16 protein-coding genes are annotated in these 14,579 nt (G+C 66.3%); 13 read left to right on the top strand and 3 right to left on the bottom strand.

Going from position 1 to position 14,579, the window contains the following annotated elements:
- The 3 genes from BTH_RS02870 to BTH_RS02880 are packed head-to-tail and all read left to right on the top strand — an operon-like array spanning nt 1 to nt 3,823.
- Nucleotides 1-1,476 carry a glucose-6-phosphate isomerase gene (locus tag BTH_RS02870; RefSeq protein WP_009895619.1) on the top strand — a complete coding sequence of 492 codons (1,476 nt, stop codon included), beginning with the start codon at nt 1-3 and terminating at the stop codon, nt 1,474-1,476.
- The gene (locus BTH_RS02875; RefSeq protein ID WP_009895620.1) at nt 1,473-2,657 is read left to right on the top strand and encodes a glycosyltransferase family 4 protein; all 1,185 of its coding nucleotides are present in this window, start codon (nt 1,473-1,475) and stop codon (nt 2,655-2,657) included. Before BTH_RS02870 ends, BTH_RS02875 begins: the two co-directional genes overlap by 4 nt.
- Nucleotides 2,657-3,823: a glycosyltransferase family 4 protein gene (locus BTH_RS02880; protein WP_009895621.1), complete on the top strand. Its 1,167-nt coding sequence runs from the start codon at nt 2,657-2,659 to the stop codon at nt 3,821-3,823. The genes BTH_RS02875 and BTH_RS02880 overlap by 1 nt, the downstream gene beginning before the upstream one ends.
- 60 nt (nt 3,824-3,883) lie before the next feature.
- Here BTH_RS02880 and BTH_RS02885 read toward each other — a convergent pair whose 3' ends face one another.
- Together BTH_RS02885 and BTH_RS02890 are read right to left on the bottom strand one after the other, a co-directional pair.
- Nucleotides 3,884-4,651, bottom strand: coding sequence for an AraC family transcriptional regulator (locus tag BTH_RS02885; protein WP_009895622.1), 768 nt, complete (start codon nt 4,649-4,651; stop codon nt 3,884-3,886).
- Between the two features lie 48 nt (nt 4,652-4,699).
- Nucleotides 4,700-5,041 carry an FKBP-type peptidyl-prolyl cis-trans isomerase gene (locus BTH_RS02890; RefSeq protein WP_009895623.1) on the bottom strand — a complete coding sequence of 114 codons (342 nt, stop codon included), beginning with the start codon at nt 5,039-5,041 and terminating at the stop codon, nt 4,700-4,702.
- A 482-nt stretch (nt 5,042-5,523) separates the two neighbouring features.
- Between BTH_RS02890 and BTH_RS02895 the strand changes: the two genes are divergently transcribed.
- From BTH_RS02895 to BTH_RS02905, 3 genes are all read left to right on the top strand, one after another.
- A complete protein-coding gene (locus BTH_RS02895; protein WP_009895624.1) occupies nt 5,524-6,432 on the top strand; it encodes a metal-dependent hydrolase in 909 nt (302 codons plus the stop codon).
- 523 nt (nt 6,433-6,955) lie between these two features.
- Nucleotides 6,956-7,375, top strand: coding sequence for an MbcA/ParS/Xre antitoxin family protein (locus BTH_RS02900; RefSeq protein ID WP_009895626.1), 420 nt, complete (start codon nt 6,956-6,958; stop codon nt 7,373-7,375).
- Entirely contained in the window at nt 7,366-8,073 is a 708-nt protein-coding gene (locus BTH_RS02905) for an RES family NAD+ phosphorylase (protein WP_009895628.1), read from the top strand. Before BTH_RS02900 ends, BTH_RS02905 begins: the two co-directional genes overlap by 10 nt.
- A 130-nt stretch (nt 8,074-8,203) precedes the next feature.
- On the opposite strand, the gene BTH_RS02910 is transcribed toward BTH_RS02905, so the two are convergent.
- Nucleotides 8,204-8,938, bottom strand: coding sequence for a metallophosphoesterase (locus tag BTH_RS02910; RefSeq protein WP_009895630.1), 735 nt, complete (start codon nt 8,936-8,938; stop codon nt 8,204-8,206).
- 121 nt (nt 8,939-9,059) lie between these two features.
- On the opposite strand from BTH_RS02910, the gene BTH_RS02915 reads away from it, so the two are divergent.
- The 7 genes from BTH_RS02915 (at nt 9,060) to BTH_RS02945 (ending at nt 14,579) form a co-directional block, all read left to right on the top strand.
- On the top strand, nt 9,060-9,713 hold the full coding sequence (locus BTH_RS02915; RefSeq protein ID WP_009895632.1) for a DUF1345 domain-containing protein: 654 nt from the start codon (nt 9,060-9,062) through the stop codon (nt 9,711-9,713).
- Nucleotides 9,714-9,878: 165 nt separating this feature from the next.
- Entirely contained in the window at nt 9,879-10,340 is a 462-nt protein-coding gene (locus tag BTH_RS02920) for an SRPBCC family protein (RefSeq protein WP_009895634.1), read from the top strand.
- Nucleotides 10,324-10,689, top strand: coding sequence for an ArsR/SmtB family transcription factor (locus BTH_RS02925; RefSeq protein WP_009895635.1), 366 nt, complete (start codon nt 10,324-10,326; stop codon nt 10,687-10,689). The genes BTH_RS02920 and BTH_RS02925 overlap by 17 nt, the downstream gene beginning before the upstream one ends.
- Before the next feature lie 91 nt (nt 10,690-10,780).
- Complete coding sequence (locus tag BTH_RS02930) at nt 10,781-11,146, top strand: hypothetical protein (protein ID WP_009895636.1); 366 nt, start codon at nt 10,781-10,783, stop codon at nt 11,144-11,146.
- Between the two features lie 585 nt (nt 11,147-11,731).
- A complete protein-coding gene (locus BTH_RS02935; RefSeq protein ID WP_009895637.1) occupies nt 11,732-13,321 on the top strand; it encodes an amino acid adenylation domain-containing protein in 1,590 nt (529 codons plus the stop codon).
- Complete coding sequence (locus tag BTH_RS02940) at nt 13,318-13,578, top strand: acyl carrier protein (protein ID WP_009895638.1); 261 nt, start codon at nt 13,318-13,320, stop codon at nt 13,576-13,578. Before BTH_RS02935 ends, BTH_RS02940 begins: the two co-directional genes overlap by 4 nt.
- Before the next feature lie 95 nt (nt 13,579-13,673).
- Nucleotides 13,674-14,579, top strand: a complete 906-nt coding sequence (locus BTH_RS02945) for a chlorinating enzyme (protein ID WP_009895639.1) — start codon at nt 13,674-13,676, stop codon at nt 14,577-14,579.

A 14,579-nucleotide genomic window follows, 5' to 3' on the forward strand; every position in this document is an offset into this window, starting at 1 on the left:
ATGAGCGCGACGACCTTGCCCGTTCCCGCATCCGGCGGCGGCGCGCGTCGCCGCAAGCTGCTGAGCGATCCGAAGCATTGGGCCGCGCAGGCGGGCTTGTGGAGCGTCACGGCGCTGCTGATCGCCGCGCGTCAGGGCACGCTGCTGACGTACGGTTTTCCGTGCCTCGCGATCGCGGCCGGCTTGTGGCTGTATTTCATGAGCCCGGCGCGCTACGTCGGCTTCATGTGGTGGATGTGGTTCCTGAGCCCGGAGGTGCGGCGCCTCGCCGACTGGTCGAAGGGGGCCTATACGCCGACGAGCCTGATCCAGATCGCGCCGCTCGCGGTCACGATGATCGCGGGGCTCGGCTTGCTGCGCCATTACCGCGTGCTGGCCGAGCGACGCGGGCTGCCGGTGCTGCTGATCCTGTTCGGCCTGATGTATGCGTTTTTCGTCGGAGTCGTGTCGAGCGGGCCGCTCGCGGCCACCTACGATCTCGCGAACTGGCTCTATCCGGTGCTGATCGGCTTTCACATCGCCGTTCATTCGCGCGACTATCCCGAGTATCGAAAGGTGATCCTGTCGACGTTCGTCTGGGGGATGCTCGTGATGGGCATCTACGGAATCGTGCAGTTCTTCGTGATGCCGAAATGGGATGCGCTGTGGATGATCGGCTCGCAGATGAACTCGCAGGGCGATCCGGTGCCGTATGGCGTGCGCGTGTTCAGCACGATGAATTCGTCGGGACCGTTCGCGTTCGCGATGATGGGCGCGCTCGTGTTCATGATCGCCGCGACCGAGCGCGTGCGCTGGATCGCGGGCGCCGCCGGCTTCATCTCGTTCTGCTTGTGTCTCGTGCGCTCGACATGGGGCGGCTGGGTGATCGCGCTCGCGATCCAGCTTGCGAAATCGAGCAATCGCGTGCGCGTGCGGATCATCGGCAGCGCGGTCGTGCTGGCCGCGCTGTGCGTGCCGCTGCTGACCGTCGGGCCGGTGGCGGACCGTCTCGGCCAGCGCCTGCAGTCGATCACGAACCTGAAGGACGACCGCAGCTATGACGACCGCAACAAGTTCTACGCGACGTTCGCGCAGACCGCGTTCACCGACGTCGCGGGCGAAGGCCTCGGCGCGACCGGCGCATCGACGAAGCTGTCGAGCGACAGCGGCGGCCTCGGCAAGTACGGCAGCTTCGACAGCGGCGTGATGAACGTGCCGTTCGTGCTCGGCTGGCCCGGCACGCTGCTCTATCTGCTCGGGCTTGTCTGGCTGCTCGGCCGCGCGCTGCGCGCTTCGTTCAGGTTGCGGCGCGACAAGTTCGTCGCTGCGTGCTTGAGTCTGGGTTTGTCTGTCTTCGCGATGCTCGTCTTCACCAATTCGTTCATCGGCACGGGAGGGCTGTTGCTGTTCATGAGCATATTTTCGATCTTGTCCGCGGCGCATTGGCAAAAGCTGCAACGCGCGAGCGCCGCGCGTTTTCCGGGAGCCGACCAGTGAGAATCGCCATCGTCACGCACGTCGTGCGCCATAACGACGGCCAGGGACGCGTCAATTACGAGATCGCGCGAGCGGCGCTCGCGGAAGGCTACCAGGTGACGCTCGTCGCGTCGCACGTCGCGCCCGAGCTGCTCGCGCATGCGCGCGTGCGCTGGATCGCCGTGAAGGCGGGCCGCTTCTGGCCGTCGAACCTCGTCAAGCAACAGGTGTTCGCGATCAAGAGCGCGTGGTGGCTGCGCGGGCATCGCGACGCGTACGACGTGCTGCACGTCAACGGCTTCATCTCGTGGGTGCGCGCGGATGTGAACACCGCCCACTTCGTCCACAGCGGCTGGTTCGCGAGCCGCTATTACCCGTTCGGCCTGTCGAAGGGGATGTGGTCCGCGTATCAGTACGTCTACACGCGCGCCAACACGCTGCTCGAACGCTGGGCGTACCGGCGCTCGCGCGCGATCACGGCCGTGTCGCAGAAGGTGGCTGACGAAATCCGGCGGATCGGCATTGACGGCGAGAGGATCGGCGTCATCTACAACGGTGTCGACGCGCAGGCGTTCGCGAATGCGACGCCCGATCGCGACGCGTTCAGCCTGCCGGCCGAGCCGTTCATGCTGCTGTTCGCCGGCGATCTGCGCACGCCGCGCAAGAATCTCGGCACCGTGCTGAAGGCGCTCGCGCATCTGCCGCCGAACGTGCACCTCGCGGTCGCGGGCTATTTGCCCGGCAGTCCCTATCCGGACGAGGCGCGCGCGCTGAAGATCGATTCGCGCGTGCATTTCCTCGGTCTCGTGAAGAACATGCCGACGCTGATGTCGTCGGTCGACGCGTACGTGTTTCCTTCGCGCTACGAAGCGATGAGCCTGGCGCTGCTCGAGGCGATGGCGGCGGGGCTGCCCGTCGTGACCGCGCATACCGCGGGCGGCGCGGAGATCATCACGCCGGAGTGCGGGATCGTGCTCGACGATCCCGACGACGCGGCCGCGCTCGCGCTCGCGGTCGAACGCCTCGCGCGCTCGCGCGACGCGTGCCGGGCGATGGGCGACGCGGCGCGCAGGCTGATGGAGGGATTCGGCTGGGCGCGCATGGGCGCGCAATACGTCGCGCTGTATCGGCGGCTGCGCCAGTCGTCGCAGTCGCCGTCGCTCGTCGGCGCCGAGCATGTCGTGACGCAGGAGCCATCGTGATGAAGCATACCGAAACGTCGATCAAGTCGCTGCAAATCGGCATGCACTGGTTTCCCGAACGGGCGGGCGGGCTCGATCGCATGTATTACTCGCTCGTCGGCGCGTTGCCGGGCGCGGGGGTCGCGGTGCGCGGCGTCGTCGCGGGCTCCGAGCGCGTCGCGGCCGACACGGGCGGCGCGATCCGCGGCTTCGGGCCGGCGACGTCGTCGCTGCCGCGCCGGATGATGGCCGCGCGTCACGCGTTGCGCGACGTGGTCCGCGCCGAGCGGCCCGACGTGGTGTCGTCGCACTTCGCGCTGTACACGTTTCCCGGACTCGACGTGACGCGCGGCATTCCGCAGGTGTCGCATTTCCAGGGCCCGTGGGCCGACGAGAGCCACGTCGAGGGCGCGGATTCGCTCGGACAGAAGGTCAAGCACCGGCTCGAGCAGGCGGTCTACGCGCGCTCGTCGCGCCTCATCGTGCTGTCGCGCGCGTTCGGGCAGATCCTCACGTCGCGCTACAACATCGATCCGGCGCGCGTGCGCGTCGTGCCCGGCTGCGTCGACACCGCGCAGTTCGATCTGCCGATGACGCCCGCCGACGCGCGCCGCAAGCTGCAACTGCCGCAAGACCGGCCGATCGTGCTCGCGGTGCGGCGGCTCGTGCGGCGCATGGGGCTCGAGGATCTGATCGACGCGGTGAAGACCGTGCGCCGCCGGCATCCGGACGTGCTGCTGCTGATCGCCGGAAAGGGGCGGCTCGAAGGCGAATTGCAGAAACGGATCGACGATGCCGAGCTCGGCAACAACGTGAAGCTGCTCGGCTTCGTGCCGGACCATCATCTGGCCGCGCTGTACCGCGCGGCGACGCTGAGCGTCGTGCCGACCGTCGCGCTGGAGGGATTCGGGCTCATCACCGTCGAGTCGCTCGCGTCCGGCACGCCGGTGCTCGTGACGCCCGTCGGCGGGCTGCCGGAGGCGGTCGCCGGCCTGTCCGAGGCGCTCGTGCTGCCGCAGATCGGCGCGTGCGCGATCGCGGACGGGTTGACGGCCGCGTTGTCGGGCTCGCTCGTGCTGCCGGATGCCGACGCGTGCCGGCAATACGCGCGCGCGCATTTCGACAACACGGTGATCGCGCGCCGCGTCGCGGAGGTCTACGAGGAGGCGATTCGGGCGGCGGATTGATCGCCGAGGCGGGTGCGGGATGCTCGATGCCGGATGGTTCGCGCGCCCGCATCGGCAAACTCAGTGCCGATCGCTGCGCCATCGGCCGGGCGCGAGGCCGAACCGTTTCGTGAACGCGTGCGTGAACGCGCTCTGATCGGCGAAGCCGACTTCGCTCGCGATGTCGGCCAGCGAATGTTGCGGGTTCCCCAGCAATACGACGGCGGCGTCGAGCCGCAACCGCTGCAGATAGCGATGCGGCGTTTCGCCGAACGCTTCGCAGAAAAGCTGGTGGAAGCGGCGCATGCCGAAGCCGCAGTGCGCGGCGAGATCGGCGATGCGCAGCGGCTGCGCGAGATGCGCGCGCAGCCAGCGATCGATTCGCGCGAAGTCCAGCCCGGCGGCGGACTGCGCCGGCGCGCCGCCCAGCTCGCCGACGAGCGCGTCGCACAGCCGCGCGGCCGCTTGCCAGTGCAGGCGACGGGCCGATGCGGCGTCGGCATGCGGCCCGCGCGCGATACGCGACGCGAGTTCGCCGACGAGCATCGTGAGGCCCGGGTCGATCGACATCGTTTTGGCGCGCTCGAACAGCCGCTCGGGGACCGCGAGCGAGCCGGGCGGCAAGTCGAGCACCAGTTGGCTGTTGTCGGCGAGCCCCGCGTAATCGTGCCGCGAGCCGGCCGGAATCAGCCACGCGGCGCGGCGGTCGATCCGTTCGTCGACGCCGTCGACCGTCATCGTCATCGCGCCGTCGACACCGAGCACGATCTGATGGAAATCGTGCACGTCCGACTCCCGCACGACGCCGTAACGGCGCAGCGACAGGGTGGGCGAAGCGAGGCGGGTCATGATCGGACTAGACGGCCGGCGAACGCGGGCGACCGGGCGACGCCGGCGTCAGACGTCGAGCAGTTCGACTTCGAACACGAGCGTCGCGTTGGGCGGAATCACGCCGCCCGCGCCGCGCGCGCCGTAGCCGAGTTGCGGCGGGATCGTCAGACGGCGCACGCCGCCCACCTTCATCCCTTGCACGCCTTCGTCCCAGCCCTTGATGACCATGCCGCCGCCGAGCACGAACGCGAACGGATCGTTGCGATCCTTGCTTGAATCGAACTTCTGGCCGTCGGTGAGCCAGCCCGTGTAGTGCACGCTCACCGTCTGGCCCGCGCGCGCCTCGGCGCCCGTGCCTTCGGTCAGGTCTTCGTATTTGAGGCCCGATTCGGTGGTGACGACTGCCATGAAATGCTCCTGAAGGGTCGAAATGATCCGCTATTGTAGGGGAGCCGCGCGATCTCGACCGGATTTCCCGGCGCGCCGGTTTCGCGGCGTTTCGCGATGCGGCGGAAAAACGCCCGCTTAATGACGTTTGCAAGACGGGCGATGATTCGCGCGATCGCGCCGAAACGCCCGTCGCACGGGGCTTTCGGGCTTGCCGTCCGACGCTTGCCGCGCGCCCCGCGTTTGGAAGGCCGCCACTAACTCACGCCTTGCTTATCCACCGCTCGCCGCCATATTGTTACAGTTGTCAATGTAAAAATCGGCGGCCCGATGACGGGCGCGAGCGCGTGCCGTGACCTTCGGCGCGCGATACCCGGGCGAGCGCTTCGGTGCCGGAACGGCAGAGCGCATGAACCCTGATCGGCGTGCGCGCAGCCGCCCGTCCGATTGCCGCGCATCGCTCGCGCCCGCGTTGCCCGCGGCCGCCCAGAAAGGAGACATCGATGAATCAACCCGCGAAGTCGACGGACCCGGTGTTCGTCATGCCCGTGCGCCGCGATCTGCGCTTCGATCTGCCGGTCGAGCGCGCGACGAATTGGCACGGACAGGGCTCGCAAGTCTCGCACTTCTTCAACGCGCTGTCGCTGCTGTTTCCGGCGGGCGAGCGCTTTTTCATGGATTCGGTGCGCAACTATCGCGACCGGATCGACGATCCCGTGCTGAAGAAGCAGGTGCTCGGCTTCATCGGCCAGGAGGCGATGCACACGCGTGAGCACGTCGAGTACAACGAACTGATGCATGCGAACCGGCTGCCGGCGCGTACGGTCGACAGGCGCGTCTGGAAAGTGACGGGCTGGATGAAGAAGGTGCTGCCGCATTCGGTGCAGCTCGCGCATACGGTCGCGGCCGAGCACTATACGGCGATGTTGGCCAACTGGCTGTTGACCGATCCCGCCGCGCTCGCCGGCTCGCACGAAGGCTATCAGCAGATGTGGCTGTGGCACGCGCTCGAGGAAACCGAGCACAAGGCGGTGTCGTTCGACGTCTGGAACACGGTGATGAAGCCGGGGCCGAAGCGCTATCTGATTCGCATCGGTGTGTACTTGCTGACGACGTTGACGTTCTGGCCGAACGTGTTCCTGATCCATTCGCAACTGATCCGGTGGGACCGCACGTCGGACAAGAGCGTGCGCGGCCTCTGGCGCGTGGTCAGCCTGCTGTACGGCCCGCGCCATGGCATGTTTCCGACGATCGCGCGCGAGTGGCTGAGCTTCTTCAGACCGAGCTTTCATCCGTGGGACTACGACAATCGGCACCATCTCGCGCGCGTCGACGCCATTGTCGAGGCGACGCAGGCGCGCGAAGCGCGGAAGCTGGCAGCCATCGGTTTCGACGGCGCGAAGCCGGCGTGAATAGGGGCGGCGGGCAACGGTGCTCGCGCCTCGGTTTCGCGATGTCCGGGTCTCGCCGGCCTGCTCCCCGTCCGTCCGTTTCCTGCCCGGCCGCTTTGGCCCGTCTCCGGCGCGCCCGGCGCGCCCAGGGCGCCCGGGGACGGGAAAATTCTTCCACGCATCCCCGCTGTTTTCTGCCTCGTGGGCACATGCCTGTGCTTGGCTGACCCGCGCGTCGCTTTTCCCGCGCGCGCCGAGTGACGAGGCGGGCGATTCGCCGTTGGCACGCGTGCATGGAAAGGGCGGCAGCGCGATCGCGCGACGGACGGCTGGAGTCGCCGCAGGACGAGCGTTCAGAGACGGGCTGCCATCCACGCGGCGGCCGGCGATAGCCCGGGCCGCAGCCCCCAAGCGACAGCACATTCCTCTCCGGCCCCATCAAATCGATCCCAATCCGCAGCTTATTCGGGTCCGCCATCATTTTCTTGCAAAGATCCCGAAATGGACTAATCTTGTTATTGAATTCATTTCGAGACTAACCGCCATGTCCCGTCCCGCCCTGAAGCCGTTTCCGAATCCGCCGGAGGCGACCGTCGAGCAAATGTCGGCGGCCGGCCTGCGCGCGTTCTTCAATATCGCGCGCGACTGGAATCTTTCGACCGACGAGCAACTCGTCCTGCTGGGCTCGCCCGGCCGTTCGACGTTCTTCAAATGGAAGGCGTCGCCGCAAACCGCGCGCCTCACGCACGATACGCTCGAGCGCCTGTCGCTCGTGCTCGGCATTTACAAGGCGCTGCAGATCCTGCTGCCGCAGCCCGCGGCGGCGGACGCGTGGGTCAAGCGGCCGAACGACGCCGCGCCGTTCAACGGCAGGCGCGCGCTCGACCGGATGCTCGCGGGAAACGTCAGCGATCTCGTCGCGGTGCGGCAATATCTCGACGCGGCGCGAGGCGGATGGGCGTGATTTCTTCGGAACGGCAGACGAACTGGCCCACTGCGGCGCTCGACTGGACGCCCGCCTACCGCGTGATTCCCACGCGCTTTCCCGCGATCAACCTGTTCGACCGCGTCGCGTCGGCCGAGGATTTCGACGCGCTTTACGCGCTCGAGGCGCTGACCAACGATCGCGTGCGGGCCGAGGTCGGCCTGCTCGATCTCGTGCCGCCTCAGGAGCGGCGCTTCGGGCCCGGTTACGGGCCGATCATGGCGGCGTTCACGCACCTGAATCCGAACGGCAGCCGTTTCTCGGACGGCCGCTACGGCGTGTTCTATTGCGCCCGCGCGCGCAACACGGCGATCGCGGAGACGCGCTATCACACGTCGCTGTTCCTCGCCGCGACGAAGGAGCCGCCGATGCGCCAGCAGATGCGTCTCTACACGGTGGCCGCGCAAGGCGAGGTCGCCGACGTGCGCACGTGGCGCGAGCGCGATCCGGCGCTCCTCGATCTCGTCGACTACGCGGCCGGCCAGGCGTTGGGCCGGGCGGTGCGTGACGCGGGCGGCGCGGGCATCGCGTATCCGTCGGTGCGGGACCCGGGCGGCGAATGTCTCGCCGCGTTCCGCACGACGTTGCTGCACGATTGCCGCCACGCCGCCTATCTCGAATACAACTGGAACGGCGCGGCGGTCGATGCGGTGTTCGAGCTGAATCAGGTCGGCTGAGCCAGCGGCCGGCGCTCGGCATCGCGGCATCGCGGCATCCCGGCGTCTCGGCGTCTCGGCGTCTCGGCGTCTCGGCGTCGTTGCGCTATCGCGTCGCGACCTCGGGCGCCGGCTCCATCGCCGCCTCGCATCATGGCAGCGGCACGTCGGCCGCGCCCTGGTGACGCGCGGCCGCGACCGACATCGACCAGCTTTCCCCGCTCTTCGCATCGAGCATCGTGAGCCGGCCCGACGGATCGAACGCGCCCGTGTCGACGAACGTCTGCGCGCCGATGCGCATGACGTCGTGCATCGGCGTATGGCCGCAGTAAGTGGTCGACAACCCGATCTGCCGCGCGGCCGGATCGGTGCGCCCGTACGCAAGCTCGCGGCCCCAGAGCAGCCGCGTGATCACGTCGGGTGCGTAATCGCCGCGGTCGAGATCGGCGTCGCTGCCGAAGAATTCCGCGTGCAGCACGTTGAAGCGCTCGTCGCCTTCGCCGACGACGCGCACGAGCGGCAGCTCGCGCAGCCGCCGCGCATGGCGCTCGAGCGTCTCGGTGGGCAGATCGGCCGCCCAGTCGCCGCCGATGCGCTGCCACACGCTCATCGGCAGCCTGCCGTCCGCGACCGAGCACAGTACGTCTTCGTGATTGCCGAGCACGCAGTGAAACCACGGGCGCTCGAGCAGCGCGAGCGCCGCTTCCGACTGCGTGCCGCGGTCGACGAGGTCGCCCACCGAGAACAGCCGGTCGCACGCCGGATCGAAGCGCACGGTGTGCAGCAGCATGCGCAGCGGATCGACGCAGCCGTGCAGATCGCCGACGACGAAATCGCGGCCGGCATGGTTCGCGGGATGGCGACGGATCAGGGGAGCGGTGTCCATTCGCCCATCTTAGGACACAGCCGCGCTTGGCGCAGCGGGAGAACATGGCGATAATCGCTGCGACGCGTCGCAGCAGCGGCGCGATCTTTCACCCGACTTTCGATCGTATCGACGCGCAACCATGACGTTCTATCCGCAACTGCTGCGCAATCGCCCGCGCATGGTGATCGCGGCCGCCGCCGGCGTCGCGTTCGGCCTGCTGTTCCCGTATCCGCTGCGGCCGTTCGCGCGCGTATTGATCGGCTGGGATTGCACGATCTGGCTGTATCTCGTGCTGATGTGGGTGAGGATGGTGCGAGCGCATCATCACAAGGTGCGCGAGATCGCGATGCGCGAAGACGAGAACGCGACGATCGTGCTGACCATCATCTGTTTTGCAACGGTCGCGAGCATCGCGGCGATCGTGCTCGAACTCGTCAGCGCGAAGAGCGTGGGGTTCCGCTCCGGCCTCGGCCATTACGCGGTGACGGGCGCGACGATGTTCGGCGCGTGGTTCCTGATTCCGACGATCTTCACGCTGCACTATGCGCGGCTCTACTATCTCTCGCCGAAGGAAGCGCGCGCCATGGCATTTCCCGATCGCGAACTCGAGCCCGATTATTGGGATTTCCTGTACTTCTCGTTCACGATCGCGGTTGCGTCGCAGACGTCCGACGTTTCGCTGCGCGGACGATCGATTCGGCGCGCGGCGCTCGCACAGTCGATCCTGTCGTTCTATTTCAACATGGCCGTGCTGGGGCTGTCGGTCAACGTCGCGGCCGGCCTTCTGGGCTGAGCTCGAATGCGCGGATGTTGCATGCCGCGTTAGCCGCCGTCCGCGCACGGGCGGAGCGAGCCGGCGCGCGTGGGCCGAGGCGAGCCCGGATCGCCATCGTCCATATGCAGCCATTTCATTGCGTTTCACGGGTGCGCTGCCTAATATGCGGTCAGGAGGCTGCATATGAACATGTCGACCGATCGTATCGAAAGGCGAATCGTGCTGCATGCGCCGCGCTCGCGGGTCTGGCGCGCACTGACGAACGCCGATGAATTCGGCGCGTGGTTTCGCGTCGATCTGGCCGGTCAGGCGTTCGAAGCGGGGCGGCGCGTCGAAGGCCGCATCACATACCCCGGCTACGAGCATCTGGTGTTGCAGATGAGGATCGAGCGGATCGAGCCGGAACATCATTTCTCGTATCGCTGGCATCCCGCCGCGGTCGATCCGGCCGTCGACTACTCGCAAGAAGCGCCGACGCTCGTCGTGTTCGAGTTGGCCGACGCCGAAGGCGGCCCGTTGCTTACCGTTGTCGAGTCGGGCTTCGACGCGTTGCCGGTCGAGCGCCGCGCCGATGCATTCCGGATGAACAGCGGCGGCTGGGACGAGCAGATGACGAACATCGCCGCGCATGTCGACGCGCGCTGACGGCCGGCCGCCGCGCGCACCGCTCAAGCGCGCGCAGTTGCGCGATTGCGCGTCGGTGTTCGCTGCGCTCGGCGACGAAACTCGCCTGCGAATCGTCACCGCGTTGTGCGCCGGCGCGGCGCTGTCGATCGCGCAGATCACCGCGGGCACCGACATCACGCGTCAGTCGGTCACGCAGCATCTGATGGTGCTCGCGCAAGCGGGGCTCGTGCGCGACGAGAAGGTCGGGCGCGAGCGGCTGTGGCGCTTCGATCCCGCGCGGATCGACGCCGCGCGCGCGGCGCTGGAGGCGATCGGGCGACAGTGGGATCAGGCGCTGCTGCGGCTCAAGCAAGCCGTCGAAGGATGACGGCGGCGCGGCCGTGCCGCCTTCGGGCATGAATGGCCGGCTGCGCTGGCCGATATGACCGCTCAAATGAACAATCGTCGTCGAGCCAGCCATGCCGCTGAACCCGCGCGGACAGATCCGGAATTGCGACGAGTGGCCGCCCGAACGCGGTCCGGCATCGCGCGCATCCGTTTTTTCGGCATCGCGCATATCCGAATTCATGATCGCGCTGACATGCCGCAAAGGCGGCGTGCGGGTGCTGACGGGCCGGACATGCGAAGCGCCGCCGCGCGCCCATTTTGTCTATTGCCGCAACACGGGAATCTCGCCGCGTATCGCATCGTCCTTCGATTATTGGGTGGCGAAATCAAGTGTTTTCGATTGCATTGAGAGCGCAGCGGAAACGGCGGCGGTCAAATCGGCGAATGCGCCAAGTTTGCATCGATATCCGTTAAGCCGGCGTTCGGCGCGACCGTGACGCAGCGCGACCTCGCCATTTATTCGTTGCAATACGCAGGCGCCGCGGGCAAATCAAGCGAAGTCCGCCGCACCCGCTTCGTGCGGTCAATTGATTTGGTTGCCTAAACTAATTGTGTGGCCAAAATCAATATCGCTAAGCACTTAAGTATCCGCCTGCGCGCTTATTCTCCGATTGCGATGAAATGGCATGAACATATTCCGGAAGTGATCTAAGTAATTCCTCGGAGAATTTCATTTAGCCTATCAACCAATGAATGCGGCGACGAACGACACGCATTCGAGGCGACGCCGCGCCGTACGCATCACGCATGCCCGATGTGTGTCCGCGAGCGTTGCACGCTGGGCGCACGCGAATCCGTTACATGGGCGCATCGACGGCGCGTCGGCGAGCGATTCGAAAAAGAGCAGCCAGCAGTCTGAGAGAAAGCAGCAAGCAGTCAAACGACGAGGGGCCGGTAGTCGTTGACGAACGAACGTGCAGCGCGAACGCGCATGCCGTGCCGTTCGGCCGTCTGCCGGTGCGCAATGCCGCCTGAATCTCGAAGGTGCCCGTGAAGAGACATCGCAAAGAGGATTCAGTCAGATGGCCAGACATATCGTTCAAGCAATCCAGTCTCACGCGTTCGCGACGCCGTACAAATGCGCGTTGTCCGATTCTCGCGGTGATCTCGGCTACGCCGATCTCGACAGCTTCAGCACTCGCTTCGCGATACGCCTGCAGGATCTGGGCTGCCGTCCGGGCGACCGCGTCGTGATGCTCGCGAGCCGCCGCGCGCTGCTCGTCGCGGCGATCGTCGGTGTGTTCAAGGCGGGCTGCGTGCACGTGCCGCTCGATCCGCGCATGCCGGCCGACCGCCTTCGATACATCCTGCACGACGTCGCGCCGACGCTCGTGATCGCCGACGAAGACCTGATCGACGCGATCGAGCATGCGCTGCCGTGCGCCGCGCCGATCGTGCCGCTGACCGAGCTCGAGCGGCTCCTCGCCGATGACGATTCGTCGCGGCTCGACGCGCTCGTGCAGCCGTTGCCGTTGCCGCCGCTCGACGAGGGCGCGATCGCGTATTGCATCTACACGTCGGGCTCGACCGGCCGCCCGAAGGGGGTGCTGATCAACCATCGCAGCATCGCGGACTTCTTCGAGGGGACGCGCTCGGTCTACGACGTCACGTCGCAATCGCGCTGCGCGAGCTTCTCGCCGCTGAACTTCGACGTGTACCTGATGGACATGCTGTTCCCGCTCGCGCAGGGCGCATCGCTGTACGTGCACGATGACGTGAACGCGCCGGATCTGCTGTTCGACGCCATTCGCCGGCACGATGTCACGCACTTCTCCGCATGGGGAATGATGCTCGGCCTGATTGCGCAGGCGGAGGAATTCGAATCCGCGCCGCTGGCGCATCTGAAGACGATTCTCACCGGCACCGACGTGCCCGACGTGAAGACGATCCAGCGCTGGCTCAGGAAGAACGCGGGCGTGCAGGTGATCAACGCATACGGCCCGACCGAGGCGACATGCGCGGCGACCGCGCACGTGATCCGCGAGATCGAGCCGGAGCGGCGCACGCTCTATCCGATCGGCAAGCCGCTCGAGCACGTGCGAGCGCTGCTCGTCGACGAAGGCGGCGGACGAATCACGGCGCCGGGGGTGCCGGGCGAGTTGATGATCGGCGGCACGCAAGTGATGCAGGGCTACTGGAATTTGCCGGAGGAGACGGCGGCGCGGCTCGTGCGCATCGACGGCGTGCCGTTCTATCGGACGGGCGACGTCTGCACGTATCTCGCCGACGGCAGCCTGTACTACATGGGCCGCAAGGATAACGAAGTGAAGATCGGCGGCTACCGGATCCATTTGAGCGAAATCCAGCGGGTCATCAACAGCGTGCCGCACGTGCACGGATCGGAGGTGGTGCTGCTCGAATCGCGCTATGGCGAGACGCTGCTCGCCGCCGGCGTGCTGTTCGATCGCGGCGTGTCCTTCGATGCCGACCGGAAGGTCGACGAAATCAGGCGGCGCCTCGCGGCGGAGTTGCCCGCCTACATGGTGCCTCGCCACGTTACGGTTCTCGAGCAGTTTCCGCAGTTGTCATCGGGAAAGACGGATCGCAAAGCGCTTCTGTCGATATTGCAACAACGCATCAACGAAAGTAACCAGGAGGAAGTGAATCCATGAAAACCGAAACGATGTTGATTCAGATTCTGGAGAGCGTGATCGGCGTCAAGAAGGTGACGGGCGATACTCGTTTTCTGGACATCGGCGGCAATTCGCTCAATCTCGTCGACGTGCTCAAGCAGATCAAGGCGAAGACGGGCGTCGCGCCGTCGCCGAGGCTGTTTTTCGACAAGACGCGCTCGACCGTGGCGGCGCTGAGCGCCGAGATCGATGCGCTGCGCGAAATGAGCAGCGCCGCGGCCCCGGTCGCGGGCTGACACCGCAGGGTATTGCAACAGCCGCGCGAGCGGCGGCCGCGACAAGCGGACTTTTTCAGGACATGGCTCTTTGCGCCATATTTAGGAGAACTGATATGCAAAAGCGTTTTCACCTGTCGGAAGCCGAGAAGCAATTCTTCTACGAGAACGGCTATGCCGGCCCGTTCACGCTGTATGAACCGGAAGAGATGACCCGTGTGTGGGAAGAAGTGCGGATGGACCTGCTCGACACGGCGAAGGCGGCGTTCCCGGACAGCAAGCTCAACTACGACCGCCATCTCGACATGCTCTCGCTGAACCAGATCATCAGTCATCCGAAGATCGTCGACCGGATCTCGAGCATCCTCGGGCCGGACGTGCTGAGCTGGCGCACCGAGTGGTTTCCGAAGTATCCGGGCGACGAAGGCACCGACTGGCACCAGGCCGAAAGCTTCGTCGAGTTCGAAGGCACCGAGAAGCTCGAGCCGACGGCGGCGGAGGAAGGGCGGCCGTGGGAGCTGACCGCGTGGATCGCGATGAGCGAGGCGACGAAGGAGAACGGATGCCTGAAGCTGATGCCGGGCAGCCATCGCACCTGGTTCTTCGACGAGAAGCGCAACATCCCGTTCGAGCCGGAGAACTTCAACAAGCGCGTGCTCGACGACGGCCAGAAATCGGGCTTCTACGGCTACGACTACGAAAAGCTGAAGCTCGATCCGAGCTGGAAGCCGGATGAAGCGCGTGCGGTGCACATGGAGGTGAAGCCCGGCCAGTTCTTCATCTTCACGTCGCGCTGCATGCACGGCTCGAACCCGAACACGAGCAAGGACTCGGTGCGCTTCGGCTGGGCGACGCGCTTCGTGCCGACGCACGTGAAGGTCTACGCCGGGCAGGAATCGTTCCACCACTTCGGCGAAGTGCTGCCGCTCGACCGTTACTCCACGGTGCTGGTGGCGGGCGAGGACCGTTACGGCCATAACCGCGTGACGAAACCGCTCGCCGCCGTCGCGGCGGTCGCGTAA

This window comes from Burkholderia thailandensis E264, from assembly GCF_000012365.1.
Taxonomy (GTDB): domain Bacteria; phylum Pseudomonadota; class Gammaproteobacteria; order Burkholderiales; family Burkholderiaceae; genus Burkholderia; species Burkholderia thailandensis.

What these genes read in the sequence shown, in the direction of transcription:
- BTH_RS02870 (WP_009895619.1), top strand. Translation starts at nt 1, where the DNA reads ATGAGCGCGACGACCTTGCCCGTTCCCGCATCCGGCGGCGGCGCGCGT.
- BTH_RS02880 (WP_009895621.1), top strand. Translation starts at nt 2,657, where the DNA reads ATGAAGCATACCGAAACGTCGATCAAGTCGCTGCAAATCGGCATGCAC.
- BTH_RS02885 (WP_009895622.1), bottom strand. Translation starts at nt 4,651, where the DNA reads ATGACCCGCCTCGCTTCGCCCACCCTGTCGCTGCGCCGTTACGGCGTC.
- BTH_RS02890 (WP_009895623.1), bottom strand. Translation starts at nt 5,041, where the DNA reads ATGGCAGTCGTCACCACCGAATCGGGCCTCAAATACGAAGACCTGACC.
- BTH_RS02895 (WP_009895624.1), top strand. Translation starts at nt 5,524, where the DNA reads ATGAATCAACCCGCGAAGTCGACGGACCCGGTGTTCGTCATGCCCGTG.
- BTH_RS02900 (WP_009895626.1), top strand. Translation starts at nt 6,956, where the DNA reads ATGTCCCGTCCCGCCCTGAAGCCGTTTCCGAATCCGCCGGAGGCGACC.
- BTH_RS02905 (WP_009895628.1), top strand. Translation starts at nt 7,366, where the DNA reads ATGGGCGTGATTTCTTCGGAACGGCAGACGAACTGGCCCACTGCGGCG.
- BTH_RS02910 (WP_009895630.1), bottom strand. Translation starts at nt 8,938, where the DNA reads ATGGACACCGCTCCCCTGATCCGTCGCCATCCCGCGAACCATGCCGGC.
- BTH_RS02915 (WP_009895632.1), top strand. Translation starts at nt 9,060, where the DNA reads ATGACGTTCTATCCGCAACTGCTGCGCAATCGCCCGCGCATGGTGATC.
- BTH_RS02920 (WP_009895634.1), top strand. Translation starts at nt 9,879, where the DNA reads ATGAACATGTCGACCGATCGTATCGAAAGGCGAATCGTGCTGCATGCG.
- BTH_RS02925 (WP_009895635.1), top strand. Translation starts at nt 10,324, where the DNA reads ATGTCGACGCGCGCTGACGGCCGGCCGCCGCGCGCACCGCTCAAGCGC.
- BTH_RS02930 (WP_009895636.1), top strand. Translation starts at nt 10,781, where the DNA reads ATGCCGCTGAACCCGCGCGGACAGATCCGGAATTGCGACGAGTGGCCG.
- BTH_RS02935 (WP_009895637.1), top strand. Translation starts at nt 11,732, where the DNA reads ATGGCCAGACATATCGTTCAAGCAATCCAGTCTCACGCGTTCGCGACG.
- BTH_RS02940 (WP_009895638.1), top strand. Translation starts at nt 13,318, where the DNA reads ATGAAAACCGAAACGATGTTGATTCAGATTCTGGAGAGCGTGATCGGC.
- BTH_RS02945 (WP_009895639.1), top strand. Translation starts at nt 13,674, where the DNA reads ATGCAAAAGCGTTTTCACCTGTCGGAAGCCGAGAAGCAATTCTTCTAC.